Source organism: Plastoroseomonas hellenica, from assembly GCF_018129085.1.
GTDB lineage: Bacteria > Pseudomonadota > Alphaproteobacteria > Acetobacterales > Acetobacteraceae > Plastoroseomonas > Plastoroseomonas hellenica.
In genome coordinates this window covers 13706-39685 of record NZ_JAAGBB010000050.1, presented here as the reverse complement: position 1 = coordinate 39685, position 25980 = coordinate 13706, and the positions used below count along the sequence as shown (strand labels likewise).

Sequence of the window (25980 nt, the reverse complement as noted above, 5' to 3'; positions counted from 1 at the left end):
CATCAACCCCAGCGCCTCGGCCGAGGCGACCGCCAGGAAGGCGGCGATCACCGCCGGCCCGACCCCGGCTTCGCCCATCGCCAGCCCCCAGGCGATGGCCCCGAGCAGCGCCGCCCGGGTCAGCAGCGATCCCGCCGCACCGCCCATCGCGGCCCGGGCGGAAAGGTGCTGCTCGGCCGCGGCCAGCGCCGCGCTTTCCCGCGCCACGCGCCCTGCGGCGCGCGCCTCGGCATTGGCGGCGAGCGTGTCCTCGATGCCGGTCAGGGGATCGACCACCGCGGCGCGCAGGCTGCCGCGCCGCAGCGCCACGCCCTCCGCCTCCCGCGCCGCGCGCGGCGCCAGCAGCGGCGGCAGCAGCAGCGCAGCGGCGAGCGGAAGCACCAGGATGGCGGCCAGCACCGGGGAGGTCGCGCCCAGCACGAGCGCGATACCGGTCACCACGGCGATGCCGGCCGCCGCCGGCACCAGGGCGCGCAGATAGAGCCCGTCCAGGGCTTCCACATCCGCCACCAGCCGTCCCAGCAGGTCGCCCATGCGGCGCAGCCCGATGCCCGCCGGCAGCCGCTCCGCCAGCCGGCCGAAGAACCAGACCCGGGTATCGGCCAGCGCGCGGAAGGTCGCCTCATGCGTCACCAGCCGCTCCAGGTAGCGCGCCACCGGCCGCAGCGCGACCACCGGGCGCAACAGCAGGATCGTCGCCGCGGTACCGCCGGCGAAGAGCGCGCCGTCCCTGAGGCCGTCCGCGACGCCCCGCCCCGCCAGCGCCAGCAGCGCCAGCCCGGCGAGTGCGGCAATGAGGGCGACCAGCGCGCCCACGGCCAGCCAGCCGATGCGCAGGCGCCAGAGCGCGAGGATGCGGAGAAGATCGCGCGCCATGCCGCTATTCCCCCGCCATCCGGGCACCGGTCGCGCGGCCCTCGCTCATCTCCAGCACCGCTGCGCCCCAGTTCCTGAGTGCCCTGGAATGGGTGGCGATAACAGCGGTACGGCCGAGGCAGAGCCGCTTCAGGCTCTCCAGCACCTCCGCCTCCGTCCCCGGGTCGAGATGTGCGGTCGGTTCGTCCAGCAGCACCAGCGGCGCGTCGCGCAGGAAGGCGCGCGCGATCGCGACCCGCTGCGCCTGGCCGCCGGAGAGGCCGAAGCCGCCCTCGCCCACCAGCGTGTCGAGACCCTGGGGCAGCGCCTCCGCGAAGTCGGCGACATGGGCCGCCTTGGCCGCCGCGAGCACTGCCGCATCGTCGGCCTCCGGCCGGCTGAGACGGATATTCTCGCGGATCGTGCCACGGAACAGGTGGGCGCGCTGGCCGACATAGGCGGAGAGCCGCCGCAGCTCCTCCGGCCGCAACGCCGTGGCGTCGCGCCCGTTGATCGCGATGCGGCCCGCATCGGGGCGCGAAAAGCCCATCAGCAGGCGCAGCACGCTGGTCTTGCCGGCGCCGGAGGCGCCCATCAGCAGCAGCGCCTCCCCCGGCAGCACCCGGAAGGACAGGCCGGCGAGCGCCGGCGGCCGCGCGGGGTCATAGCTCAGCCGCACATCCTGGAAGGTGACGGTGACGCGTGGCGGCATCCCCTCCAGCAACAATCCCGGCCGGTCCTCCTGCGGCGCCAGCAGCGGCGCCAGATCGGCGGCGGCACCCTGCGCCGCCAGCCGCTCATGATAGGCAGCGGAGAACGCGCGCAGCGGCGCGAAGAAGGCCGGCACCAGCAGCAGCGTGAACAGCGCCCCCGCCGGATCCGGATGCCCGGCGCCCAAGGTCCAGCCATGGCGCACCGCGATGCAGGCGAGTGCTGCGGCGGCGATCAGCTCCAGCGCGCCGGAGGCGAGGAAGGCGATGCGCAGCACCCGCATGGTGCGACGGCGCAGCTCCTCCGCCTGCGCGCCGAGCGCGGCTTGCTCCGCCTTCTCCCGGTTGAACAGCACCAGCGTCGGCAGCCCGCGCATGCGATCGAGGAACCGGCCGGAGAGCGCCTGCAGGGCCCCGAACTGCCGCCGGCTGGCCTGGGCGGCGCCGATCCCGGTCGCGGCCTGGGCGATCGGCACGCAGGCGCCCGCCGCCAGCAGGATCAGCCCGCTCGTCGGGTCGGCCAGGCCGGCGGCCAGCGCCACCAGCAACGGCCCGATCAGCGCCAGGGCGGCGGCCGGCAACCAGCGCGCGAAATAGCCTTCCAGCGCATCGACCCGCTCCACCACCAGGGCGGCGCGCGCACCCACCGGACGCTCATCCGAAGGTCCCATGGCGAGCAGCCGGCCGAAGGCGGCATCGCGCAGCCGGGCACGTGCCGCCTCCCCAGCCGCGATCTGCGCCTTCTCCTGCGCCATGGCCAGCCCGGCGGCGAGCAGCGCCAGCGATCCCGCGAGCAGCAGCTCCGGCAACCCGGCCGCCCCGAAGCCCAGCAGCCGCGCCAGCAGCACCGCGACCAGCCAGGCCTCGGCGATGCCGACCGCCACCAGTCCAGCCCCGATCGCCACCGCCCGCACCAGGAGCGGCCGCGCGGCCCGCTGCTCGCGCGCGAGCAGCCCGCGGGCGCCGTCCCCCTGAGATCCCCTCGACATGGGCCGGGGGTTTAGAGCAGATCCCGTTCGGGTGAAATCACCCGAACGGGTGAAGATGCTCGCAAAAGCGCATGGCCGGAGCGGAAGCCGCTCCGGCGGAGGCGCCCGCCGGCGTCGCCCGCTTGCCGCCCGCGCCAAGCCGGCCCAAGCATGGAACGCCGCCCGGAGACCGCCGCATGCTGCCGACGCATGGTCGTTACGACTACCACCCGCTGCCCGACCGCCCGCGCTACGCATGGCCCGGCGGTGCCCGGCTCGCGGTCTATATCGGCCTGAACCTGGAGCATTTCGCCTTCGGCGAAGGCCTCGGCGCCGAGCTCGCGCCCGGCGGGCCGCAGCCGGACATCCTCAACTACGCTTGGCGCGACTACGGCAACCGGGTCGGCGCCTGGCGGCTGATCCAGTTGCTCGATGCGCTGGCGCTGCCCGCAACCGTGCTGCTGAACAGCGCGATGTACGACTACGCACCGGCGCTCATCGCCGCGCACCGGGATCGCGGCGACGAGATCGCAGGGCATGGCCGCACCAACAGCGAACGCCAGAGCGCCCTGCCCGAGGCCGAGGAGCGCCGCCTGATCGCCGAGAGCACCGCCGCCATCGCCCGCCACGAGGGCGCGCCGCCGCGCGGCTGGCTCTCCCCCTGGATCGCCGAGAGCCATGCGACGCCGGACCTGCTGGCCGAGGCCGGCTATCGCTATTCCCTCAACTGGTGCGCCGACGACCAGCCGATCTGGAAGCGCACCGCGCACGGCCCGCTGCTCGCGGTGCCTTATCCGCAAGAGGTGAACGACATCCCCTCGATCGCGGTCCGCCGCGACGGCGCCGCGCAATTCGCCGACATAATCATCGATGATTTCGAGGAACGCCTGACCCAGACCGAGGACGGTCTCCCACAGGTGATGGGCATCGCCCTGCATCCCTATCTGGTCGGCCAGCCTTATCGCCTGAGACAGCTCCGCCGCGCGCTCGCGCATGTCGCGGCGCGGCGCGAGCACGTCTGGATCACCACGGCCGGCGCCATCTTCGCGCATGTCGCCGCGCTGCCGCCGGGCATCGTGCCCGGCCGCTGAGATGGGAAACGCGATGCGACGCCTTCTGCTCCTCGCGGCGCTGAGCCTTGCCGCCTGCGCCGGCAACGGCATCCCACCGCCGGATACCGTGGCCCGCGTGGACCTCGCCCGCTATGCCGGCCGCTGGTATGAGATCGCCCGCTTCCCGAACAGCTTCCAGGACGGCCGCCAGCGCCGCTGCGTCGGCGTGACCGTGGATTACGAGCGCGAGCTCGACGGCACGGTCAGCGTCGTCAACCGCTGCCGCAACGCGATGGATGACGGGCGGGAGATCGTGGCGCGCGGCTGGGCGCGGGCCAGCGACGGGACCAACGCCAAGCTTCGCGTCACCTTCTTCTGGCCCTTCTTCGGGGATTACTGGGTGATCGCCCTCGACCCGCAATACCGCTGGGCAGTGGTCGGCACCCCGGACCGGGAGAATCTCTGGATCCTGGCGCGCCGGCCCGAGATGGGCGCCGGCGCCTATTCGGCGGCGATCGGCATGGCGCGGGCGGAAGGCTTCATCACCGCGAACCTGGTGCCGACGGTGCCTTGATATCTGCCTCAAGCGCCGGCGCCGCCTCCGGCGGCTTGGCTTCCGCGCTGTCAGGGCGCGTTGACGGCGGCTGACAGTCGCGCGCGGGGCCGCATTCGCGGCCCCGGGGCATCGCTGCGCTCGCCCCGCAGAACCCAGTGGCGGCCTGCGGCCGCTGGGATGGAGGGCTTGCCCTCCGAAGCCTCGGCGAAGGAGGGTGTCACACGCCCATGCTGGCCGGCGGTGGCTGGCTCTGCCTATGCTGCGCCGCCGGGCGGACCTCGCCCCTGATCGACGCAGCGACGTCGCCTGACAGGAGCGCCCATGAGCATCGGTCTCATCGCCTTGCTCGATGATATCGCGGGCCTTGCCAAGGTCGCCGCGGCATCGCTGGATGACGTCGTCACCCAGGCCGCGAAGGCCGGGGCCAAGGCCGCGGGCGTCGTCATCGACGACGCCGCCGTCACGCCGCGCTACGTGACGGGCTTCGCCGCGAGCCGGGAATTGCCGATCGTCCGCCGCATCGCGGTCGGCTCGCTCAAGAACAAGCTGCTCTTCCTGCTGCCGGCGGCGCTCGCGCTCAGCATGCTGGCGCCCTGGGCGATCACGCCGCTGCTCATGCTGGGCGGCGCCTATCTCTGCTACGAGGGCGCCGAGAAGGTGCTGGAGGCGATCCAGCCGCACAGCGCCCATGCGCATGAGGCGGTGGTGGTCGCCGCGGTGCAGGACGGCGCCAGCCTGGAGGACACCAAGGTCAGCAGCGCCATCAAGACCGACTTCATCCTCTCGGCCGAGATCATGGCGATCGCGCTCGCCTCCGTCCCCGACACCTCTTTCTGGCTGCAGGCCATGATCCTCGCCGCCGTCGGCATCGGCATCACCGTCATGGTCTATGGCGGCGTCGCGCTGATCGTGAAGGCCGATGATGTCGGCGTGGCGCTCGCCGCCAATGAGCGCCCGGCGTCGACCTTGCTCGGGCTGCGCCGCGCCTCGGCGCCGAGCCTGCCGGCATCGGGGGCCGACCGTGCGCTGCGGCCGATGACCCGGACATTGGGGCGTGGCCTCGTGCTCGGCATGCCGCCCTTCCTGAAGCTGCTCGGCATCGTCGGCACCGCCGCCATGGTGTGGGTCGGCGGTGGCATCGTCATCCACGGGCTCGAAGCCTATGGCATGGGCTGGCTCGGCCACGCGCTGCACGCAACGGCCGAAGCCGGCGCGCATGCGCTGCCGGCGATCGGGGGTGCCGTGGAATGGCTGATCAGCGCAGCAGGGTCGGGCGTCTTCGGCCTGCTGCTCGGTGGCTTGCTGATTCCGCTGACCCATTACGTCCTGGCGCCGGCGGTGAAGCGGATCCGCGGCCTCGGCGGCGCGCGCACGCAGCGCGCGTCCTAAAAGGTCAGGCTGCCAGCCGTTTCATGGCTGCGGCGAAGTCCCGCGCGATCGCCGCGCGCGCGACATGCGCACCGGCTTCGACCACGCGGCGGCCACCGACCACCACGTCCCGCACCGGATTGCCCTGGCCGGCGAAGACCCAGGCATCGAGCAGTGCGTCGCCCTCCCGCCCGATCAGCGCGGGATGCGCCGCATCGAGCGCCACCAGGTCGCAGCGCATGCCCGGCGCGATGGCGCCGATCGGACGCCCGCTTGCCTGCGCGCCGCCGGCGAGCGCCGCGTCCAGCAGCACGCGGCCGGGATGCGGATGCGTGGCATCGGTCGCGATGCTGCGCGCCTGCAACGCGAGGCGCTGACTGGTCTCGAGCTGGCGCAGCTCGTCGCGCGGCGAGGTGCCGACATGGCTGTCGGTGCCAATGCCGAAGCGCCCGCCGGCCGCGCGGAAGCCCGGCAACCCGAAGATCCCGTCGCCGAGCGAGGCCTCGGTCGAGGGGCAGAGCCCTGCGACGGCGCCGGATTGCGCCAGCGCGGCGCTCTCCGCCTCCGTCATGTGGGTGCTGTGGATCAGGCACCAGCGCGCATCGACCGGCGCATTGGCGAGCAGCCATTCCACCGGCCGCGCGCCGGTGGCGGCGAGGCATTCCACCACTTCGCGCATCTGCTCCGCGGCATGGATGTGGATGGGGCCGCCGAGGTCGGCGACCACCGCGATCATCGCCGGGGTCACCGCGCGCAGCGAATGCGGGGCGATGCCGAGCGCCGCATTGTCATCGCCCCGGAGCGCCGCGGCCAGGCCGGCATGGATCTCCAGGATGCCGTCCACATCATTCAGGAACCGCCGCTGGCCGGGGACGGGATCGCGTCCGAAGATGCCGCCATGGCGATAGAGGCAGGGCAGCATGGTGATCCCGATCCCGGCCCGCCGTGCCGCCGCGACATGGCGCAGCGCCATCTCCGCCCGGTCGGCATAAGGCGCGCCATCCGGCTGGTGATGCAGGTAGTGGAATTCGGCGATGCCGGTAAAACCCCATTCCAGGCATTCGACATAGAGCTGCGCCGCCACCGCTTCCGCATCCTCGGGCGAGAAGCGGCCGACGAAGCGGTACATGGTGTCGCGCCAGGTCCAGAAGCTGTCCTGCCCTTCCGGGCTGCGCCGCTCCGCGAAGCCCGCCATGGCGCGCTGGAAAGCATGGGAATGCAGGTTCGGCACGCCGGGGATGACGTGACCGGGAAGCCGAACCGCGTCGCCGGGTGCCGCCTGCGGCGTGACGGCCTTGATGTCGCCGTCCGCGTCGGCCTCGATCAGCACCGCGCGCGCCCAGCCCTTCGGCAACAGCGCGGCATCGGCGAAGAAACTCGGCATGGCTGGGTCCTTCCCGCTAATCGCCCCCTCCATGACCGAGGGTGGCCGCTTCCGCAACGCCCGCGATCTGCGCCTCAGCGGATCTTCGTCAAGGTGAAGGAGGTCAGGCTTTCCTCCAGCGCCCCTGCCGGCGCGGTGATGCCGCGCGTCGCGAGAAAGGCGAAGAGGTTGCGCACCCCCGGCGCATTGCCGGCCGCAGACGCAGAATCCGGCAGGCTTTCCCAGCCCTCGTAGCCCGCCGCCTTGCCGATCGTCATCCAGGTCGCATGGCGGATCACCTTGCGGCCGGGCGCGTCATCCGCTCGCCCCTTCATCGCTTTCTCGACCGTGCGCCCCAGCGCCTGGTTGCCGCCGGCGCCGATCGCCAGCGCCCGCACATGGGTCATGCCGTCGAGCGCGCCGGCCGCCTTCGGGAAGACATGGTCGATGTTCCAGGCATCGCCGCGCGGCCGCCCGGCAAGGCCGAGCCGGGTGCGCGCGAATTCGTCGAAGAGGTCGCGGTATTTGGTCGAGCGTGGGTCGAGCCAGAGCTCCGGCTCGCTGCCCTGGACCCAGACGAAGGCTTCGGTCACGGGATGCGCGCCCAGCGCTTCCATCCGGCCGCCGATCCGCATGGTGCCGCTGGCGGGCCCGGCGACGCCAAGCCGGTCGATGCCGGCGATGCCGATCCAGGCGGCACCGGTGCCGGCCAGGAATTGATCGACCAGCACCTGCACCTGGCGCTGCAACACCGGCGGCCATCCCGCACTCATCAAGGCGATCTCCCGAAGCGGATCACGCCCTGTAGCGATCATTGCGGGACCGGTCATAGCGCTGGGTCCGTGACAATCGAACGCTCGCGCAGCCGTGAAGGTCGGCGCGTCAGCCAGCCTGTCGTCAGGGCGCCTCTGTCTTGCGTGCACGGGATGTCCGGCCGCGCGCGGCGGGGCGAGGCGGATCGTCCCCCGCGAGTGCTTCCACGAAGGCCTCGGCCGCCGGCGAGAGTGACCTTCCGGCACGGCGGAGGAGCATGATGCGACGCGGGATCGGCGGATCCGTGATGGGGCGAATGCGGATGGCCGGCTCGGTGCGCGGAGCGACCGCGGAGGCAGGCAGCACGCCGACGCCAAGGCCGGCGCGCACCATGCCCATCAAAGTGCTGATATAGGTCGCCTCATAGGCTGGCACGACATGCAGCCCTTCCGCCGCGCAGGCGCGGTCGAACAGGGAACGCACGCTGCTCTCCTCCCCGAGGACCAGCGGCACCGCCGCCAGCGCTGCCAGCGGCACCGACCGCTTCTTCTCGAGCGGATGCCCGGCCGGCAACACGGCCACCATCCTGTCCTCGAACAGCAGGGAAGCCTCGAGTTCCGGGTCCGGGTCGATCGCGGCGATGCCAAGTTCGGCAGCGCCGGACTTCACCAGGGCACCGACGCGCGCGGCCACCGCGTCACGCACCGCGACGCGGATGCGCGGGCTGCGCTCGCGCAGGCGCGCCAGGACCGCGGGCAACACCGTCGCACCGACCGAGGGCAGTGTCGCCACCCGAACCAGGCCGGAGCGCAGCGCCGCGACATCCCTCGCCCCCGCGACCACCGCATCGAGGTCGCCCAGGATCCTCCCGAAGGCCTCCGCCAGCTCGCGCCCCGCCTCCGTCGGCTCGGCGCCGCGCGCACCGCGATCGAACAACCGCACGCCGAGTGCGCGTTCAAGCTCGCGGATCTGCACGGTCAGCGCCGGCTGCGAGAGGTGCAGGAGCGCTGCGGCACGTCCGAGACTTCCGTTGCGCGCGACCGCGACCATCGCGCGCAGTTGCCGCAAGGTGATGCTCATAAAAATTCTTTATTACTGAGCTCCAAAACTTTCAATTTCTTCTGCCCGGACGGGCGCGCACCCTTCGTACCGGCCTCCAGATCGACCGGGGCCCAATCCGCCACGACCGGAGGAGGAAACGAACAAATGGACCACGCCCGCCCGATCCCGCGCGGCGCTGCACGACGCCGCCATCTGCTGCTTGGCGCCGCCACAGCTCTCTGCGCCGCGGTCCTGCCACCAGACACTTCGGCGCAGGGGCAAGGTGACGTCTATCCGAACCGGCCGATTCGATTCGTGGTGGCCTTCCCGGCGGGCAGCGGTACCGACACGCAGGCGCGCATTTTCAGCGACCCGATCGCGGCCGACTGGGGTCAGCCGGTGGTGGTGGACAACCGCGGGGGCGCCAATGGCTTTCTCGCCTGCGAGGCGGTCGCGCGGGCGCGGCCGGACGGCTACACCTTCCTCTACACCGCCAACACGACGCATGGATCGAACCCTGCGCTGTTCCGCCACCTGCCCTACGACCCGGTCGCGGATTTCGCGCCGGTCGCGCTGGTCGGCACAGGGGTGCTGTTCGTCGTCGTGAACAACGATCTGCCGGTGCGCACGATGCGCCAGCTTGTGGATTTTGCGCGCGATCATCCGGGGCGGCTGAACTTCGCGAGCGGCAGCGCCTCCTCCCGCGTTGCCGGGGAGATGTTCAAGACCATGGCCGGCGTGGACATGGTGAACGTCACCTACCGCTCGAACCCGCAAGGCATCACCGATCTCATCGCCGGCAACGCACAGCTCATGTTCGTGGACGCGACCACCTCGCTGCCGCAAGTGCGCGAGGGGCGCGTGCGGGCGCTCGCTGTCACCAGCCGCCAGCGCCTGCCCCTGACGCCGGAGGTGCCGACCGTGGAGGAGGCAGCGGGTCTTCCGGGCTACGAGATGCTGTCCTGGAATGCCGTCTTTGCGCCGGCCGGTACGCCGCGTGAGATCGTCCGGCGGCTCAACGCCAAGTTCAACGAGGTCATGGAGCGGCCCGCGATCCGGGCCCGGCTGCAGGAGAACGGCACGGCGCTGCGGCCGGGCACGCCGGAGGATCTGGCACGCTTCCAGGCCGCCGAGATCGACAAATGGAAGCGCATCGTGCGCGAAGCCAATATCGAGGTGCAGTGATGGGCGGCATCCTTGCGGGCATCCGCGTCGTCGAACTCGGCCAGGTCCTGGCCGGCCCCTTCGCCGGCGCGATCTTCGCCGATCTCGGCGCCGACGTGATCAAGGTCGAGAAGCCGGAGGGCGGCGACGACGCGCGCCAGATGGGCCCCGCCTTCCGCCACGGCGACGCGCTGAACTTTCACGAGTTCAACCGCGGCAAGCGCTCGGTCGCGCTCGACCTGAAGTCACCCGAGGCGGTGGAACAGCTGCACGCACTCCTCGCCGGGGCCGACATCATGCTGCACAACCTCCGCCCCGGCGCGGCGGAGGCGCTTGGCATCGGGCCGGAGGCGGTCTGCGCACGCCACCCGCGGCTGATCTACTGCGCCATGTCGGCCTTCGGCCATCGTGGCCCGATGCGTCTGCGCCCCGGCTACGAGCCGCTGCTGCAGGCCTTCGGCGGGCTATCCTCCATCACAGGCGAGCCCGGCGGGCCGCCGGTACGCATGGGCGCCTCGGTCGTCGACCAGGGCACCGGCATGTGGACCGTGATCGGTGCTCTGGCGATGCTGCAACACCGCCATGCCACGGGACGTGGCGGCGTCGTCAACACCTCGCTCTTCGAGACGGCGCTGCTCTGGGCGGGCCAGAAGATCAGCGCCTATGTCAACCAGGGCAAGTCGCCGGAGCGGCACGCCTCCGGCCATCCGAACTTCGTGCCCTACCAGGCCTTCGAGGCCGCCGACGGCCCGCTGCTCGTGTGCTGCGGCAATGACCGCCTCTTCGCCAAGCTGGCCATCGAGCTCGGCCGGCCGGGCTGGCCCGCAGACCCGCGCTTCGCCACCAACCGCGCGCGGCTGCAGAACCAGGAAGCGCTGCTGCCGATGGTGGCGGAGGTGCTCGCAGGCGCGCCGCGCACGGTCTGGCTGGAGCGCCTGATGCGCGCCGGCGTGCCCTGTGCGCCGGTCAACACGGTCCCGGAAGTGTTGGCGGAGCCGCAGACCGAGGCGCTCGGCATGCTCCAGCCCGTGCCGGGGGAGGATTTCGCGCTCGTTGGCCTGCCCGTCTCCTTCGATGGCGCGCGGCCCGCGATCGCCCGGCCCGCGCCGCGGCTCGGCGAGCACAATGCCGAGCTGCTCGGCCACCCCGCTCGCTGACCTTGATCTCAAGGAGAACGACCATGTCCGACCTGCCGAAGCGCGTCGAGTTCCACGAGGAAGGCCCGCGCGAAGGTTTCCAGATCGAGCCCCGGACCTATCCCCTCGCGGACCGCGTCGCGCTGGTCGAAGCCCTGGCCGAGACCGGCCTCAAGGCCATCCAGGTCGCCTCCTTCGTCTCGCCGAAGCACGTCCCGCAGATGGCGGATTCCGAGGCACTGTTCGCGGCCATCCGCCGGCGCCCCGGCGTCCGCTACGAGGGTCTGTGGCTGAACGAGCAGGGCTTCCGGCGGGCCCAGGCGACGCCCGGCGTCGACCTGGTCGGCAAGATTGCCCTCTACGCTTCCGACGCTTTCGCCCGGCGCAACAACGGCTGCAGCGCGGCAGAAATGCGCGAGCGTGTGACACGCTGGCTCGATCTCTATGCCGAGGCTGATGTCGCGGTGGAGTACGCGCTGGTGATGACCGCCTTTGGCTGCAACTACGAGGGCGAGATCGCGCCCCAGCGCGCGGTGGACGAACTCGTCTGGGCCTATCGCACCTGCCGGGAGCGTGGCGTCGTCCTGCCGAAGCTGTACCTGGCCGACACGATGGGCTGGGCCAATCCGCAGGCCATACGGCGGCTGGTCGGCATGCTGCGCGATGCGCTGCCGGAACCCCGCATCGGCCTGCATCTGCACGACACCCGCGGCCTCGGCCCCGCCAATGTGCTGGCAGCGCTGGAGATGGGGGTGGAGCTGTTCGACAGCTCCGTCGCCGGGCTCGGTGGCTGCCCCTTCGCCGGGCACGGCGACGCGAAGGGCGCGGGCAATATCTGCACCGAGGACATGGTATTCCTTTGCCACGAGATGGGCATCGAGACGGGCGTCGACCTCGAGCGTCTGATCGAGGCGGCACGGCTGGCAGAGCGGCTCATCGGCCGCCCGCTGGGCGGGCGCATCATGCACGCAGGGTCGCTGGCAGGGTATCGCGGCCGTCCGCTGGCCCACGCAGTCTGATGACCGAAGGCTGGCTGCGGCGATAGGGGCTTCGCAAGCGGCCCTGCGGCACGCCAGACTGGCTTCATGCAGTTCGACCGCCTCTGGCTCAACGCCGCCCTCGTCACCATGGATGGCCCGGAGGGCGATCCGCTCGGCGTCATTCGCGATGGCGCGATCGCCGCCAAGGATGGGCGCATCGCCTGGCTCGGGCCGCGCGCCGCGATCCCGGGCAGTGCTGCCGAGACCATCGATTGCGCGGGCGCCCATCTCCTGCCCGGGCTGATCGACTGCCACACCCATCTCGTCTTCGGCGGCGACCGTGCCGGCGAGTTCCAGCAGCGCCTCGCCGGCGTCAGCTATGAGGAGATCGCCAAGGCGGGCGGCGGCATCCTCTCGACCGTCCGCGCCACGCGCGCGGCCGACGAGGCCGCGCTCGTCGCCTCTGGCGCGCCGCGCCTCAAGGCGCTGATGGCCGAGGGCGTTACCACGGTCGAGATCAAGTCCGGCTATGGCCTCGACATCCAGACCGAGCTGCGTCAGCTCCGTGCTGCACGCGCGCTGGCCGCCGCGCATCCGGTGCGCATCGAGACGACGCTGCTCGCGGCGCATGCGACGCCGCCCGAATATGCCGGCCGCCGCACCGACTACGCCGCGCATGTGGCGCAGGACATCATCCCCGCCGCGGCGCGCGAGGGCCTGGCCGATGCGGTCGACGCCTTCCTCGACACCGCGATCGGCTTCGATGCGCGAGAGACGGCGATGGTGCTCGATGTCGCGCATGGCCTGGGCCTGCCGGTGAAGCTGCATGCCGACCAGCTCCGCGACGATGACGGGGCCGCCTTCGCCGCGCGCCACGGCGCGCTCTCAGCCGATCACATCGAATACGCGAACCCGGCCGGGCTGCGCGCCATGGCGCGCGCCGGCAGCGTCGGCGTGCTGCTGCCCGGCGCCTTCTACTTCATCCGCGAGACGCATCACCCGGATGTCGCGGCGATGCGGGAAGCAGGGCTGCGGCTCGCGCTCGCGACCGATCTCAACCCCGGCTCCTCGCCCGCGCTGTCATTGCTGCTGATGCTGAACCTCGGCTGCACCCTGTTCCGCCTGACGGTGGAGGAAGCGCTGCTCGGCGTCACGCGCCATGCGGCCGCGGCGCTCGGCCGGCAGGATCGCGGGCGGCTGGCGCCGGGGCTGCTCTGCGACCTGGCGCTGTTCGACATCCGCCAGCCCGCCGACCTCTGCTACTGGATCGGCCGCAACCCCTGCACCGGCCGCGTGGTCGGCGGCCGATGATACCGGCCGAGATCCAGCGCATCGTCCATGCCGGCGTGCCGCTCGCGGAGCAATGGGGGATCGAGGTGCTGCAGGCCGAAGCCGGCACCGCGCTCTGCCGCCTGCCCGAGCGGCCGGACCTGCTGCGCCCGGGCGGCACCATCTCCGGCCCCGCCTTGATGGGCCTGGCGGATGTCGCGATGTGGGCGGCGCTGCTCGGCGTGCACGAAGGACGCGACGAGAGCCTGACCTCGCAACTCGCGATCACCTTCCTGCGCCGTCCCGCGCCCGGCGCGGTGCTGGCGGAAGCGCGCATCGTGAAGCGCGGTGGCCGGCTGATCTATGGCGAGGTCTGGCTGCGCGCGGAAGGCGAGACGGAGCCGGCCGCCCATGTCACGACGCAATGGGTGGCCGTGACGCCCCCCAGGCGATGAAGGCGCCGTTGCGCCAGCCATTCTCCGGCGTGTAGCGGAAGGGCTTGCCTTCGGGGCAGAACACCGCGCCGCCCGCCGCTTCCAGCACCGCCTGCCCGGCCGCGGTGTCCCAGGCCATGGTCGGGCCGAAGCGCGGATAGACATCGGCGCCGCCTTCCGCCACCAGGCAGAATTTCAGCGAGGAGCCGACGCAGCGCGTCTCGCTCACCCCGAGCCAGGCCAGGAAGGCCTCGGTCGCGGCATCGCGGTGAGAGCGGCTGGCGACCGCGACCAGCCCGCCATCCGTCGCCCGCACCCTGACCGGCCGCGCCGGGCCGGCGCCGTCCTGGCGGGTGGCGCCGCAGCCTTCGGCGCCGGACCAGAGCCGCCCGTCGCGCGGCGCGAAGACGACGCCGGCGACCGGCCGCCCATGCTCGATCAGCGCAATATTGACGGTGTAATCGGCATCGCCGGCCACGAACTCGCGGGTGCCGTCCAGCGGATCGATCAGGAAATAGCGCGGCGCCGACATGTCTTCGCAGGCGGCGCCTTCTTCGCAGACCACGGGGATCCCGGGCGCTGCCTCCGCGAGGCCGGCACGGATCACCAGATCGGCGGCGAGGTCGGCATCGGTCAGCGGGCTGCCGTCGGGCTTCTCGACCAGGCCCATCGCGGCCTCGCGCCGCACCTGTTCGATCGCCGCCCCGGCCGCCATCGCGATGCGTGCGAGGGGGCCCAGAAGGGAGGCCGGAGGAACGGAACCCGTTGTCATTCTTCGGACGTTACCGCGATCTCGTCAGTACAGCGTGTAAAACAATACTGCCCGGGGTTTCAGGCGATATTGCGGCGCCCCGTGAAGAGCACCGCCGCCAGCATGCCGCCCACCGCGAGCGTCGCGCCGGCGAGCTTCAGCCCCCCGACCTCTTCCCCGAGCACCAGCGCCGCGAGCGCCAGCGCCACGACCGGCACCATGACCGAGAGCGTGGCGGCGCGGGTGGCGCCCAGCAGCTCCACCCCCTTGGCATAAAGAAAGAGCGCCACGCCGCCGAGCAGCAGCCCCTGCGCCACCAGATGGAAGAGTACCGGCCCGGCCGGCATCGCCATGACAGCGGCGGCACGCCAGGGCAGCCAGATCGGCAGCACGGCCAGGGCGGAGAGCGCCGTCACCGCGGCCGTGGCGGCGAGCGCGGGCACCTGCCAGCGGCGCAGCAGCAGGGTGAAGGCCGCCCAGGTGATGCCGCAGGCCAGCAGCAGGATGTCGCCGCGCCAGGCGCCAGGCGCCGTGCCGGCGATGCCGTCCCAGCCGATCAGCAGCACGCCGGCCGCCATCGCGCCCAGCGCCATCCAGCGCCCGGGCGTCGGCACCTCCTTGAGCAGCGGGATCGCGAGCAGCGCGCCCGCCACCGGCACGGTCATCGAGGAGATGGTGCCGCCATGGGTCGCCGGCGCGAAGATCAGGCCGCTGACGAAGAGCAGCAGATTGGGCGCGCCGCCCATCGCCGTCAGCACCAGCAGCCGCCGGAGGCCGATCTCCGCCAGCGCCAGCCGCGCCTGCCAGGCGACCGGCAGCAGCAACAGCCCGGCGACGCCATAGCGGAAGGCCGCGAGATCAAGCGGCATCAGCCCCTGCCCGGTCAGCGCCGCGCGCGCCACCACCGCATGCCCGCCCCAGATCAGGGAGGCGCAGAGCCCCGCTGCGAGGCCAAGAACGAATTTCGGAGGCACGCGTCGCTACACCCGGCTGCGCCTGGGGCATGATCCGTTCGCCTGCGCTCACGGACCATGCCCCAGGCACCTTGTTTGATCGCGTGATTCAGGCTTTTCGGCCGACGAAGCCTCAAGCCATCACGCTCAGTTTGGCGCCGCCCCCATAGAGCCGCCGATCGCCGCGGCTGGGAAGGGCGAAACCCGCTGCCATCGTCAGGCTCCGTCACCTGCGGTAGCCTCGGGGCAATGACGTCCAAGACCTCGCTGCCCAGCACCGCACCCGCCATGCCCTGGGCCTTGCTGGCGGCGGCCTGCCTCGCGATGTTCGCCGCCGCCTGCGGCGGCACCACCCGGGCGCCCTTCCTGATCGACATGGCCCGCGACCTCGCGACCAGCCTGCCGCTGATCGCCAATCTGATGGCAGCGACCTCGATCGCCTGGGGTGCCGCCTCCCTGCTCGCGGGCGCCGGGGCGGACCGCTGGGGCCGCCGGCCCTTCCTGATCGGCGGGCCGCTGGCGCTGGCGGCGAGCATGGCGGGCGTCGCGGTCTCCGGCAGCTATCTCGGGGTCGCCATCTGGGTGACCGCGGCGGGCGCCTGCGGCGGCGCCTTCACCGGCGTCATCATGGCGGAGGCCTCGGCGCGCACCGTCGACCGCCAGCGCGGCCGCGCGCTCGGCTGGGTGATGGCGGGACAGTCGCTGGCCCTGCTGGTCGGCGTGCCCGGCGCTGCCTGGATTGGCTCCTTCATCGGCTGGCGCGGCGTCAATCTCTGCGTCGCGGCGGTGGCGACCGCGGCAGCGCTCAGCCTCCTGGTCACGACGCTGCGGCCCGCGCCCGGCGGGCGGCGCGCGCCGGGGGCGCCGAGCCCCAGCTATCGCGCCGCCCTGTCGCGCCCGGTCATGCGGCTGCTGGCGATGGGCGTCGCGGAGCGCATCTGCTACGGCCTGACCGCGGTCTTCTTCGCGACCTTCCTGCAGACGACCTATGGGCTGTCGCTGGCCGGCGTCGCGGTCCCGCTCGCGACCTTCGCGGTGGGCAGCATCCTCGGCACCATCCTTGGCGGGCAATTGGCCGACCGGCTGCCCAACCGCCTCCGCACCTTCGCCGGCGCGATGTTCGGCTCCGCCCTGATCGCCCTGCCGCTCTATGCCTGGACGCCCAGCCTCGCCGGCACCGTGGCGCTGGCCTTCGGCTACGTCTTCGTCAATGCGGTCGCCCGGCCGAGCCTGATGGCGGCGCTGGCCAATGTGCCGGACGCGGTGCGCGGCACGGTGCTCGGCCTCAACGTCACCTCGGCCTCCTTCGGCTGGCTCGGCGCCGCCACCTTCGGGGGCTGGATGCTGGCGCAGTACGGCTTCACCGGCTTCGGCCCGCTGGCCGCCATCGTCGGCGTACTAGGCGGGCTGCTGGCGGTGGCCGGCGGCCGCCCGCGCCGGGAGGACGCCGTCGAGGGGCCGGGCCGCTTCGCTGGTGCGGCGCCTCCCTACGGGAGCGAAGCAGCGAAGCAGTAAAACCGGGCTTGGCTTGTGCAGTTCGCTGAGCGAAGCCAGCGAAGCGGATAAAAGCCAGCTCATACGCCGCTTCGCGCTTCGCTCAGGGCCGTCGAGCGAAGCCAGCGAAGCGCGAGGCTGGTTCTGGCGAGCAGATTCATGGCCCCGGGCGATGCCGCCCTCCGGCGATCTGCTCTAAGCGGCGTAGACCCGGTTCAGACTGCAGTTGAAGCGGGCGAAGGGCAGGCCATAGGCGTGGATGGAGACGGCTATGCCGGTGCCGAGATTGGCAAGGCGATGGATCGCGCAGGGGTCGGGCGCCGCGTGGCTGGTCTCTCCGGCGCGGCGCAGCCGGCATTCGCAGGGCACCGGGCCGCCGCCTTCGGCGCAGAGGTCGAAGAAGCTCTCGGTCAGCAGGCCGCGATGGAAGGCGACCGCGCACCAGGCCTCATGCGCATGCACGGGCGACATCTGCCCCGGCTGCCAGACCAGGGCGGCGATGGCGAAACGTGCCCCCGCATCCTCATGCAACGGCACCCGGCGATAGCGCGCGGCATCGGGCGTGAGGTCGATGCCGGCGAGCAGCCCGGGATCCGTCGCGAAAGGCGCCATCGCGGCGGCGACCGCGGCGGGCGAACCCAGCGCCGCTTCCACCGCCGCGACCATGCGCGGCAGGGCGGGGGTGATGGCAGAGCGGGCCTGCGGGGCGGCGTGCAGCATCGCGATCTCCTCAGACTGGGACTGACATCTCAGGGGCGGTGAGTGCGGCCAGCACCATGGCCCGGCTGGCCGCGACCTGGGCTTCCATCAGCGCCGCCGCCTCGGCGCCGCGGCCGAGCGCCAGCGCCTCGATCAAGGCGGCATGCTCATGCGCCATCTCCCCGCTGCGATCGCGGCGGGAGAGGCCGAGCACCAACATCCGCGTGCTCTCGTCCAGCAACCGGCCGACCTGGCGCGCCAGGCGCGCATTGCCGGACAGCTCCGCCACCGCGACATGGAAGGCGCGGTTCGCCTGCAGGAAATCGAGCGCGGTCGCGCCATCCTCCGGCCGATGTCCGGCGGCGCAGACGCCGTCCAGGCAGCGCAGCGCTTCGGTATCCACGCGCCCGGCGGCGCGGCGCGCCGCTTCCGGCTCCAGCAGCAGGCGCAGGTCGAAGACCTCATGGATATCGCGGATGGTCACCAGCGAGACCACCCAGCCGCGGCGCGGCATCGCCTGCACCAGGCCCTCCTCCGCCAGCCGCGCCAGCGCCGCGCGCACCGGCGCCTTGCCGAGGCCGAGGCGCTCGGCCAGTGCCGTCTCCGACAGCGTCTCCCCTGGCGGCAGCCGCACCGCCAGGATATCGGCGCGCAGCGCCGCGACCGCCTGCTCGGTGAGCGAGGCGGGCGGATCGATCGGCGTGATCAGCGACATGGCGCTGGGAGATCCACTGACATGTCAGAGTGAATAGCAGCGGCCGGCGCTCTGCTGCAACCCTTTTGGTCAGGCGCCGAGGAGCAGAGGCGCCGCGGCGATGGCCATGCCGGCATTGGAATGCCCGACGCCCGGCACCGTCCGCAGCGCCCAGGCGAGCGGCATGCCGAGCGCCGCCGCGCGCGCCGTGGCGGCCGCGAAGAAGGCCTGCCCGCGCGCGAAGCGGTAGAGGCCCTGCCGGTCCGCCTGCGCATCGCGCCGCAGGGCCGGGTGGTGCGGATCGGTATCCGCCTCCCCCAGCAGGATCAGCGCCGGGCGCGCGAAGGCCGCCCGCAGTGCCGCATCATCGGCGAGGCCGCTGAGGCCATAGGGAAAAGCCTCCGCCGGATCCGGCATGCTGTACCAGCCGGCATTGGCGACCACGACGCGCGTCGCCGCACCGCCGCCGAGCAGCAGGTAGCGATGCGCGAACTGCGCTCCGGCGGAATGACCGTAGAGGGCGAAGCCGCCCTCCCCGGCGTCGAGCGCTGTCCGAGCGCCGGCCACCGCGCGATCCAGCACCGCGAAGCACCAGGCATCGCGCGGCTGCACATGCCCGGCGTCATCGCCGGCATTGCCGAAATTGTACCAGCGCACGCCCGGGAACTTCGCTGCGGTGAACTCGGGCACCAGCAGCAGGAAGCCCAGGCGTTCGGCATGCGGAACCCAGGCATTGCGGTAATTCTCGCCGTCGCGGCGCACCCCGTGCAGCACCGCGACCACCGGCCCGCCGGGACGCCAGGCTTCCGGCCGGTGATACCAGACCGGCATCGGATCTGCGGTGGCGCCGGCCGCCTCGGGCAGGTCGAGCCGACCGCTTGCCGCCGCCGCGCCCCGCGCCAGGACGGGCAGCCCCAGCCCCAACGCGAGAGCGGCGCGGCGGGGCAGAGCGTCCTCACTCCGCTTCGCTCCGTTCAACCGCTCTCCCTCCTTCTTTGTTTGGCGGACAGATTCACGCCTGCGGGCGATACCGCCCTCCGGCGATCTGCTCCTTGTTTTGGCGGACAGATTCACGCCTTTGGGCGAGCCGCCCTCCGGCGATCTGCTCCTTGTTTTGCGGACAGATTCACGCCTGCGGGCGAAGCCGCCCTCCGGCGATCTGCTCCTTGTCAATCGACCGTCGCGCCGGAGCGCTGCACCACCTCGCGCCAGGTCGCGATGTCGCGTTCCTGGATGGCGCGGAATTCCTCGGGCGAGGTCGGCGGCGGCGGCGTGATGCCCTGGTCGTCGACCAGCCAGCGCCGGAAGGCTGGCTCCGCGATGGCACGCTGGATCTCGGCATTCATGCGGGCCAGGATCGGCGCCGGCAGCCCGGGCGGGGCGAAGATCCCGTACCAGGTGCTGCTGGTGAAGCCCGGCAGCCCGCAGACCTCGGAGGCCGTCGGCACATCCGGCAGCGCCGGGATGCGCTCCCGCGTCGTCACCGCGAGGCCGCGCACCTGGCCCTGCCGGATCATGCCGATGCTCGGCCCCGTCTGGTTGAAGAAGACGTCCACATCGCCCGCCAGCAGCGCCGTCACCGCGCCCGGCTGCCCGCGGAAGGGCACGTGCAGCAGATCGAGGTTGGTCGCCGCCGCGAATTGCGCGCCGGTCAGGTGCGTCGAGGCGCCGTTGCCGGTCGAGGCGTAGGAGATCGCCTGCGGCCGCACCCGCGCCGCCGCGATCACCGCCTGGCAGCTATTGAGGTTCGGGCGCCGCTCCGGGCTCACGATCAGCACGTTCGGCACGTCGCCGAGGATCGCGACCGGGGTGAAGTCCCGGACAACGTCGAAAGGCAGGCGCCGGTAGAGAGAGGCGTTGATCGCATGCGTCCCGGCGGTGCCGAACAGGAAGAGATAGCCATCCGGCCGCTGCCTGGCGACGTGTTCGGAGGCGATGTTGCCGCCGGCGCCGGTGCGGTTGTCCACCACCACCGGCTGCCCGAGCACGCGCGACAGCGGCTCCGCCAGGCGGCGGGCGTAGATGTCGACGCCGGAGCCGTTCGGGAAGCCGCCCATCAGGGTGATCGGCCGGTTCGGCCAGGCCGCCTCCTGCGCCAGGGCGGGCGTCGCGAGAAGCGCCAAGGCGGCGAACACGGAACGGAAGCGGGAACCCGGCATGGCAATGTCGATCCTTGATGGCTGGTTGGCGCGGAGCGTAAGGCAGATTGGCCAGCCCGGAAATCCGCGCGGACGACCCTGACAGATGGGTGGGGTCTGCCCTAGCCTGCGGGCCATGGACACTCCCTCCGGGCCACGCATCGCGCGCGGCGGCAAGGCCCTCTACGGCGCCCCGCTCGGCATCCTGATGCTCGAGACGCGCTTCCCGCGCATTCCCGGCGACATCGGCCATGCCGGCACCTGGCCCTTCCCGGTGCTCTACCGCGTGGTGCGCGGCGCCTCGCCGGAGCGGGTGGTGCTCGACGGCGCGCGCGGGCTGCTCGATGCCTTCATCGACGCCGCGCGCGACCTTGTCGATCTCGGCGCCGAGGCGATCACCACGAGCTGCGGCTTCCTCGCGATCTACCAGAAGGCGCTGGCGGCGGCGGTGCGGGTGCCGGTCGCGACCTCCTCGCTCCTGCAGGTGCCCTGGGTGCAGGCAACGCTGCCGCCGGGACAGCGTGTCGGCGTGGTGACCGCGAGCGGCAAGTCGCTGACGACGGCGCATCTCGACGGCGTCGGCCTGCCGCATGACCTGCCCTTCATCGGCACCGAGAATGGGCGAGAATTCTCCCGCGCGGTGATCCACGCCGACAAGGCGGACATGGATGTCGTCGCCGCCGAGCAGGACATCCTCGATGCCGGGCGCACGCTGGTGGCAGCGCATCCGGAGATCGGCGCCGTCGTGCTGGAATGCACCAACATGCCGCCTTACGCGGCGGCGCTGTCGGAGGCGGTGGGCCTGCCGGTCTACGACATCTATTCGATGATCACCTGGTTCCAGCTCGGCCTGCGGCCGCGGCGCTTTTGACCCGCGCCCGCCCGTTGCCGACACTGCCTTCGCCTGCCACGCTGCGGCTGGAGGACAGGCTGTGCAGAATGATGTAGCGCAGGTCGATCAGCGCATCCGGACGAGCTTTGCCAAGCAGGGGCTCATGCAAACCCTGGGAGCGAAGCTCGACCATGTGTCACCGGGGCGGGTCGAGATCTCTCTCATCCCCAGGCCGGAAGTCTCGCAGCAACGTGGCTTCGTGCATGCAGGTGCGGTGAGCGCCATCGCGGACACCGCGGCGGGCTATGCCGCCTTGAGCATGATGCCGATGGATCGCGGCGTGCTCACCACCGAGTTCAAGATCAATCTCCTCGCCCCAGCCACAGGCGAATGTATCGCAGCCCGCGGCCGGGTCGTGAAAGCCGGTCGCAAGCTGACGCTCGCGCAGACCGAGGTCTTCGCCCAAAGCGGGGGGAAGGAGCGCCTGATCGCCCTGCTCACCGCAACACTCATGGCAATCGAGGGCCGCGACGGCATCGCCGACTGAGAGCCCCGCGTGGAATGGCCGCAGGAGGTTCCGGCGGGTCTTTTCCAACCCTGCCGCGCCTTCCCATACGGGTTCCAAGATCTCGGGAAGCTGGCTCCAATTGCTCAAAAGAAAAAGCCCCGCCGCTTCCGCGACGGGGCCTTTCGATCCGATCCTGCGAAGGATCAGTCCTTCATGTTGACGGCCTGGCGGCCGCGCTGGCCGTCACGCACATCGAGCGCGACCTTCTCGCCCTGCTGCACGTCCTGCTTGCCCGCGCGCTGCAGGACGGAGGAGTGCAGGAAGACATCCTGCCCGCCATCATCCGGCGTCACGAAGCCGAAGCCGCGCACCTGGTCGAACCACTTCACCGTGCCGTTGACGGCATAGGTCGGCCCACCCTCGTCGCGACCGAAGTCGCGGCGCGGCGGACGATCACCGAAGCCACCGCCGCCACCCGGCGGACCACCGAAGTCACGGCGGGGCGGACGGTCGCCGAAGCCACCGCCCGGCGGGCCACCGAAGTCGCGGCGCGGCGGACGGTCGCCGAAGCCGCCGCCACCGAAATCGCGGCGGGGCGGACGGTCGCCGAAGCCGCCACCCGGCGGGCCACCGAAGTCGCGGCGGGGCGGACGGTCACCGAAATCGCGGCGCGGCGGACGATCGCCGAAGCCACCGGGGCGGTCGCCGAAGCGCGGCCGCTCACCACCACCAGCACCACCACCAGGACCGGGCTTGCGCTCGGTGATGCGGGTCACGAGGCGCCGGCCCTGACGGTCCGTGCCGATCTGACAGACCAGCTTGTCGCCGGTCTCGGGGGGTTCAATTCCCGCCTCGGTCAGGGCCGAAGCGTGGAAGAAGACGTCCTGTCCATCCGGGCCGAGGACGAAGCCGAAGCCTTTGCGGCTGTTGTACCACTTGACCTCGGCTTCGACCAAGCCTTCGCCGCCCTGCTGATCATTCTCGGGAAACACGTCGTATTTAATCCGTATCGTTTCGTGCTGCCCGACGGGATGCAGGGCCGCTATTACGAAACATGCCATGTGACCGGGTAAAAGGCGAGGGGAAAAGCAGGGCGATCAGTGCTGTTTCCGCACCGATCGCGTCTATCGGAATCGTCGGACAGAAAATGGCGCGATCGGTATTTCCGCAACTTCCCCGCGTAGCAACTGCGCCACCACGCGCCCGGTCCGCGCGCCGGCGACCAACCCGGTATGCCCATGCCCGAAGGCGTGCACGATGTCCGATGTCGCGCTCGACGGCCCGAGCACCGGCATGCCGTCCGGCATCGATGGGCGATGCCCCATCCAGACCTTCACCCGCGCCGCCGGCAGGTCGCGCGGCAGGCCGGGGAAGCAGCGCAGCAGGTGGTCGCGCAGGATCTCCGCCCGCTTCCAGTTCGGCGCGGCATCGAGCCCGGCGATCTCGACCTGCCCCGCCACCCGGAGCCCGGTGCGGGTCGCCATGACCGACATCTTGCCGTCCGACGGCATCAGCCCGTGGCGCGGCGCCACCTCCGGATCCGCCAATACCGCGTGATAGCCGCGCTCGGTCTCGAGCGGCACGGGGTCCCCGGCGGCGGCGGCGAGCGGCTTCGACCAGGCGCCGGCGCAGATCACCGCCGCATCCGCCGCGACCTCGCCCCCGGCATGCGTCACCGCGCGGAGCCGCCCGCCTTCGATGCGGAAGCCGGTCGCGGCGAGCGGCAGCCGTATCGCGCCGCGCGCCTCCGCCAAGGCCACCAGCGCCGCGACATAGGCGCCGGGGTCGCGGACATCGCCCCCCTCCTCCACCATCACGCCGAAGCCGTAGCGCGGATCGAGTGCCGGCTCCCGCTGGCGGAGCTCCTCGGCGCCCAGCTCCAGCCAGCGCACGCCGACAGCGGCCCGGATGCGCCAGGCCTCGCGCTCCGCCTCGAACTCGGCACGCGAGGGGTAGATGTAGATCAGCCCGTGCCGCTCCACGAGGTCGCCGACGCCCGCCTCCTCGGCCAGGGCCTTGTGCAGCGCCGGCGCATCGACGACCAGCGGCCGCAGGGCGCGCGCGGTCGCCTCCACGCGACCCCAGCTCCACCCCGCTGCCAGGTAGCGCAGCAGCCAGGGTGCGACGCGCGGCAGATAGGACCAGCGGATCGCCAGCGGCCCCAGCGGATCGGCGAGGAATTTCGGCACCTTGCGCCAGGTGCCCGGCACCGCCGGCGGGATCACCGACATCGGGCTCAGCCAGCAGCCATTGCCATAGCTCGCCTGCTGCTCGCCGCCGGGCGCGCCGGGATCGAGGATGGTCACTGCAAAACCCGCCCGCAGCGCCTCGATGGCGGAGGCGGCGCCGATGATCCCGGCGCCGATAATCGCAACCTGCTTCACGAGGCGCGGAGCTTCCGGATCTTCGCGGAAGGGGCGGATTGCACCTGCTGCCCGGCGAGATGCTCATCGAGGAAGAACAGCCGGTCCTGCCCCCAGAGGAAGAGATCACCGCAGAGGAAGGTCGGCGCCCCGAATACGCCTTTCGCGATGGCGTCCTGGTTGTTCTTCTCCCACTCCGCGCTGATGGAGGCGCTGTCCTCCGCCGCCTGCAGGTGCTGGCCCGGCAGCCCCATCTCATCGGCGATCTTCACCCGCTCATGCGGGTCGGCGATGTCGCGCTCCTCCGCCCAGAGGGCGCGCAGGATGGCGTGGCTCAGTGCCATGGCGTCCATGCCGCGCTGCTGCGCCGCCATCACCATGCGCCCGGCCGGGCGCTGATCGGTCGGCGGGTAATGCGCCGGCTTGAGCTTGAGCGGCACGCCGAGATGGCGGCTCCAGCGGTCGAGCTCCAGCGCGTGGTAGTCCTGCCGCGGCTCCGGCCGGCTGCGCAGCGGGATGCCGCCGGTATGCTTGATCACCAGGCGGAAATCATAGGGCCGCAGCAGCAGCTTGGCATTGTGCCGCCGGATGATCTCCGTGAGCTGCGGCCCGCCGAGATACATCCAGGGCGAGGAGAGCGAGTAGAAACACTCGACGGTGTGCGCGGGCATAGGACGTGACCTCCGGCTGGGAGCCCGTCTGGGAAAGCCGCGCCGCGGTCATTCCCAGATGGGCTCCAGGCCCTTTCATACCCCGAACTCGGCCTGGCACCAGACGCCTAACCGCGCTGCCGACGGCCCGGATCCTGGCCTGCGAGCAGGGAGACATGCGCGGAGACCACCCGCCAGCCGAGGCCGGGCAGCCGCGCCATGACCTTGGTCTCCCGCCCGATCAGGCCGGTGCCGACGCGTTCGTATTCGAGATGCGTGCAGGCGAAGTCCGCGCCGAAGCTGGTGATATGGACCCGCTTCTGCACCCGCTGCGCGTAGTGCGCGACGGAGGCGCGGAAGGCCCGGATCGCGTCGTGCCCGTAGAGGATCTCGGTGATGCCGAAGCGGACGGTGCGGGGATCGTTCCAGAAGATGGCGTCGAGGGTGGCGGTGTCATTGGCCATCAGCGCCGCTTCGTAGCGGTCGAAGACGGCACGGGCCTCGGCGATCACCGCGGGGTCGTCGATCTGCATGGCACGGCCTTCCCTGTTGCGCGCCGGAAGCCTGCCGGGCTTCGCACATCCTGGGAAGGCGCGGCACGCGCGTCAGAAGGAGCCGATGCGCGTGGTGACGGTGGCAGTCGCGGTGGTCGGCAATGGCAGGACGCTGCCAACCAACGGCAAAGCGCTGATGCCATATCCGGCAAGGCTGATGTTGACAGTCACCGTGACCGTCTCGGTGTTCACGACGGGCGTCGGCACCGTTCCTCGCGGTGGTGCCGCGAGCCCGCCATAGCTGCTGAGCACGGCGAGCGCGGCGTTGCGCGCGAAGGTCTGGCGCTCGGCGTTCGTCAGGCCCGCCGCCGCTGCCCGGGCACCCTCGCTGGCTGCCTGCGTCGCCGCGATGTTCGCCGCCAACTGGAAGCCGAAGGCGAGGATGCCCAGCAACAGCAGGATCAGGACCGGCGCGATGAAGGCGAACTCCACCGCGACCGAACCCGCGCGAGGCCGATATCGCGTTCGGCCCGTCGCGGACATCAATCGACGCCCGCGAGTGTGGTCGCGATGTTCGTAAAGATGGTCTGAAGGCTTGTCCTGATTCCGGGGATCGAGGCTGCAATGGCAAGCGCAATTCCTGCCGCGATCAGGCCGTATTCAATCGCCGAAGCACCGCGCCGATCGCCGCGAAGGCTCAGCATCTTCGACAGGAACCTGCCAATCATCGTTCGTACTCCTCACATGGCGTCTCG

Annotated in this window: 27 protein-coding genes and 1 pseudogene; 11 read left to right on the top strand and 17 right to left on the bottom strand. The window is 71.6% G+C overall.

Annotated elements, in window-relative coordinates:
• Together GXW71_RS27890 and cydD are read right to left on the bottom strand one after the other, a co-directional pair.
• Positions 1-876, bottom strand: a pseudogene (locus GXW71_RS27890) (thiol reductant ABC exporter subunit CydC); the annotation flags it as partial.
• Positions 877-880: 4 nt separating this feature from the next.
• Complete coding sequence (cydD, locus tag GXW71_RS27885; protein WP_211855982.1) at positions 881-2554, bottom strand: thiol reductant ABC exporter subunit CydD; 1674 nt, start codon at positions 2552-2554, stop codon at positions 881-883.
• A 176-nt stretch (positions 2555-2730) separates the two neighbouring features.
• On the opposite strand from cydD, the gene GXW71_RS27880 reads away from it, so the two are divergent.
• The 3 genes from GXW71_RS27880 to GXW71_RS27870 all read left to right on the top strand — a co-directional run bounded on the left by GXW71_RS27880 (position 2731) and on the right by GXW71_RS27870 (position 5530).
• Positions 2731-3624, top strand: coding sequence for a polysaccharide deacetylase family protein (locus GXW71_RS27880; RefSeq protein ID WP_211855981.1), 894 nt, complete (start codon positions 2731-2733; stop codon positions 3622-3624).
• A gap of 13 nt (positions 3625-3637) precedes the next feature.
• Positions 3638-4159: a lipocalin family protein gene (locus GXW71_RS27875; protein WP_211855980.1), complete on the top strand. Its 522-nt coding sequence runs from the start codon at positions 3638-3640 to the stop codon at positions 4157-4159.
• A gap of 303 nt (positions 4160-4462) precedes the next feature.
• A complete protein-coding gene (locus GXW71_RS27870; protein WP_211855979.1) occupies positions 4463-5530 on the top strand; it encodes a DUF808 domain-containing protein in 1068 nt (355 codons plus the stop codon).
• 4 nt (positions 5531-5534) lie between these two features.
• On the opposite strand, the gene GXW71_RS27865 is transcribed toward GXW71_RS27870, so the two are convergent.
• The 3 genes from GXW71_RS27865 to GXW71_RS27855 form a co-directional block, all read right to left on the bottom strand.
• Positions 5535-6893, bottom strand: a complete 1359-nt coding sequence (locus tag GXW71_RS27865; RefSeq protein WP_211855978.1) for a formimidoylglutamate deiminase — start codon at positions 6891-6893, stop codon at positions 5535-5537.
• A 74-nt stretch (positions 6894-6967) separates the two neighbouring features.
• Positions 6968-7645 (bottom strand): hypothetical protein, encoded by a 678-nt coding sequence (locus GXW71_RS27860; RefSeq protein WP_211855977.1) that lies wholly within the window; start codon positions 7643-7645, stop codon positions 6968-6970.
• Positions 7646-7769: 124 nt separating this feature from the next.
• Positions 7770-8705: a LysR family transcriptional regulator gene (locus GXW71_RS27855; RefSeq protein ID WP_211855976.1), complete on the bottom strand. Its 936-nt coding sequence runs from the start codon at positions 8703-8705 to the stop codon at positions 7770-7772.
• 126 nt (positions 8706-8831) lie between these two features.
• Here GXW71_RS27855 and GXW71_RS27850 point away from each other — a divergent pair, with 126 nt between their 5' ends.
• From GXW71_RS27850 to GXW71_RS27830, 5 genes are all read left to right on the top strand, one after another.
• On the top strand, positions 8832-9851 hold the full coding sequence (locus tag GXW71_RS27850; RefSeq protein ID WP_211855975.1) for a Bug family tripartite tricarboxylate transporter substrate binding protein: 1020 nt from the start codon (positions 8832-8834) through the stop codon (positions 9849-9851).
• The gene (locus GXW71_RS27845; RefSeq protein WP_211855974.1) at positions 9851-10987 is read left to right on the top strand and encodes a CaiB/BaiF CoA transferase family protein; all 1137 of its coding nucleotides are present in this window, start codon (positions 9851-9853) and stop codon (positions 10985-10987) included. Before GXW71_RS27850 ends, GXW71_RS27845 begins: the two co-directional genes overlap by 1 nt.
• A gap of 23 nt (positions 10988-11010) precedes the next feature.
• Positions 11011-11985, top strand: a complete 975-nt coding sequence (locus GXW71_RS27840) for a hydroxymethylglutaryl-CoA lyase (protein WP_211855973.1) — start codon at positions 11011-11013, stop codon at positions 11983-11985.
• A gap of 66 nt (positions 11986-12051) precedes the next feature.
• On the top strand, positions 12052-13257 hold the full coding sequence (hutI, locus tag GXW71_RS27835) for an imidazolonepropionase (protein WP_211855972.1): 1206 nt from the start codon (positions 12052-12054) through the stop codon (positions 13255-13257).
• Positions 13254-13670 (top strand): PaaI family thioesterase, encoded by a 417-nt coding sequence (locus GXW71_RS27830; protein WP_211855971.1) that lies wholly within the window; start codon positions 13254-13256, stop codon positions 13668-13670. The genes hutI and GXW71_RS27830 overlap by 4 nt, the downstream gene beginning before the upstream one ends.
• Here the strand turns inward: GXW71_RS27830 and cysQ are convergent.
• Positions 13630-14364 (bottom strand): 3'(2'),5'-bisphosphate nucleotidase CysQ, encoded by a 735-nt coding sequence (cysQ, locus tag GXW71_RS27825; protein ID WP_246526949.1) that lies wholly within the window; start codon positions 14362-14364, stop codon positions 13630-13632. The genes GXW71_RS27830 and cysQ overlap by 41 nt on opposite strands.
• Positions 14365-14480: 116 nt before the next feature.
• Complete coding sequence (locus tag GXW71_RS35545) at positions 14481-15374, bottom strand: DMT family transporter (RefSeq protein WP_211855969.1); 894 nt, start codon at positions 15372-15374, stop codon at positions 14481-14483.
• A gap of 228 nt (positions 15375-15602) precedes the next feature.
• Here GXW71_RS35545 and GXW71_RS27815 point away from each other — a divergent pair, with 228 nt between their 5' ends.
• Positions 15603-16868 carry an MFS transporter gene (locus GXW71_RS27815; RefSeq protein ID WP_211855968.1) on the top strand — a complete coding sequence of 422 codons (1266 nt, stop codon included), beginning with the start codon at positions 15603-15605 and terminating at the stop codon, positions 16866-16868.
• A 174-nt stretch (positions 16869-17042) separates the two neighbouring features.
• On the opposite strand, the gene GXW71_RS27810 is transcribed toward GXW71_RS27815, so the two are convergent.
• From GXW71_RS27810 to GXW71_RS27795, 4 genes are all read right to left on the bottom strand, one after another.
• A complete protein-coding gene (locus tag GXW71_RS27810; RefSeq protein WP_246526948.1) occupies positions 17043-17567 on the bottom strand; it encodes a cysteine dioxygenase family protein in 525 nt (174 codons plus the stop codon).
• 10 nt (positions 17568-17577) lie between these two features.
• Positions 17578-18261, bottom strand: a complete 684-nt coding sequence (locus tag GXW71_RS27805) for a GntR family transcriptional regulator (protein ID WP_211855967.1) — start codon at positions 18259-18261, stop codon at positions 17578-17580.
• 69 nt (positions 18262-18330) lie between these two features.
• The gene (locus tag GXW71_RS27800; protein ID WP_211855966.1) at positions 18331-19218 is read right to left on the bottom strand and encodes an alpha/beta hydrolase; all 888 of its coding nucleotides are present in this window, start codon (positions 19216-19218) and stop codon (positions 18331-18333) included.
• A gap of 191 nt (positions 19219-19409) precedes the next feature.
• A complete protein-coding gene (locus tag GXW71_RS27795; RefSeq protein WP_211884768.1) occupies positions 19410-20399 on the bottom strand; it encodes a Bug family tripartite tricarboxylate transporter substrate binding protein in 990 nt (329 codons plus the stop codon).
• 115 nt (positions 20400-20514) lie between these two features.
• Between GXW71_RS27795 and GXW71_RS27790 the strand changes: the two genes are divergently transcribed.
• Both GXW71_RS27790 and GXW71_RS27785 read left to right on the top strand, forming a co-directional pair.
• Positions 20515-21249: an aspartate/glutamate racemase family protein gene (locus tag GXW71_RS27790; RefSeq protein ID WP_211855965.1), complete on the top strand. Its 735-nt coding sequence runs from the start codon at positions 20515-20517 to the stop codon at positions 21247-21249.
• A 61-nt stretch (positions 21250-21310) separates the two neighbouring features.
• The gene (locus GXW71_RS27785) at positions 21311-21757 is read left to right on the top strand and encodes a PaaI family thioesterase (RefSeq protein ID WP_367617386.1); all 447 of its coding nucleotides are present in this window, start codon (positions 21311-21313) and stop codon (positions 21755-21757) included.
• A gap of 164 nt (positions 21758-21921) precedes the next feature.
• On the opposite strand, the gene GXW71_RS27780 is transcribed toward GXW71_RS27785, so the two are convergent.
• From GXW71_RS27780 to GXW71_RS27755, 6 genes are all read right to left on the bottom strand, one after another.
• Positions 21922-22779 carry a cold-shock protein gene (locus tag GXW71_RS27780; RefSeq protein ID WP_211855964.1) on the bottom strand — a complete coding sequence of 286 codons (858 nt, stop codon included), beginning with the start codon at positions 22777-22779 and terminating at the stop codon, positions 21922-21924.
• Positions 22780-22842: 63 nt separating this feature from the next.
• Entirely contained in the window at positions 22843-24102 is a 1260-nt protein-coding gene (locus GXW71_RS27775; protein WP_367617385.1) for an NAD(P)/FAD-dependent oxidoreductase, read from the bottom strand.
• Positions 24099-24752: a 2-hydroxychromene-2-carboxylate isomerase gene (locus GXW71_RS27770; RefSeq protein WP_211855963.1), complete on the bottom strand. Its 654-nt coding sequence runs from the start codon at positions 24750-24752 to the stop codon at positions 24099-24101. The genes GXW71_RS27775 and GXW71_RS27770 overlap by 4 nt, the downstream gene beginning before the upstream one ends.
• 107 nt (positions 24753-24859) lie before the next feature.
• Entirely contained in the window at positions 24860-25264 is a 405-nt protein-coding gene (hpxZ, locus tag GXW71_RS27765; RefSeq protein WP_211855962.1) for an oxalurate catabolism protein HpxZ, read from the bottom strand.
• Between the two features lie 72 nt (positions 25265-25336).
• On the bottom strand, positions 25337-25717 hold the full coding sequence (locus GXW71_RS27760; RefSeq protein ID WP_211855961.1) for a TadE/TadG family type IV pilus assembly protein: 381 nt from the start codon (positions 25715-25717) through the stop codon (positions 25337-25339).
• 50 nt (positions 25718-25767) lie between these two features.
• Complete coding sequence (locus GXW71_RS27755) at positions 25768-25953, bottom strand: Flp family type IVb pilin (protein WP_246526946.1); 186 nt, start codon at positions 25951-25953, stop codon at positions 25768-25770.
• Positions 25954-25980: the final 27 nt, after the last annotated feature.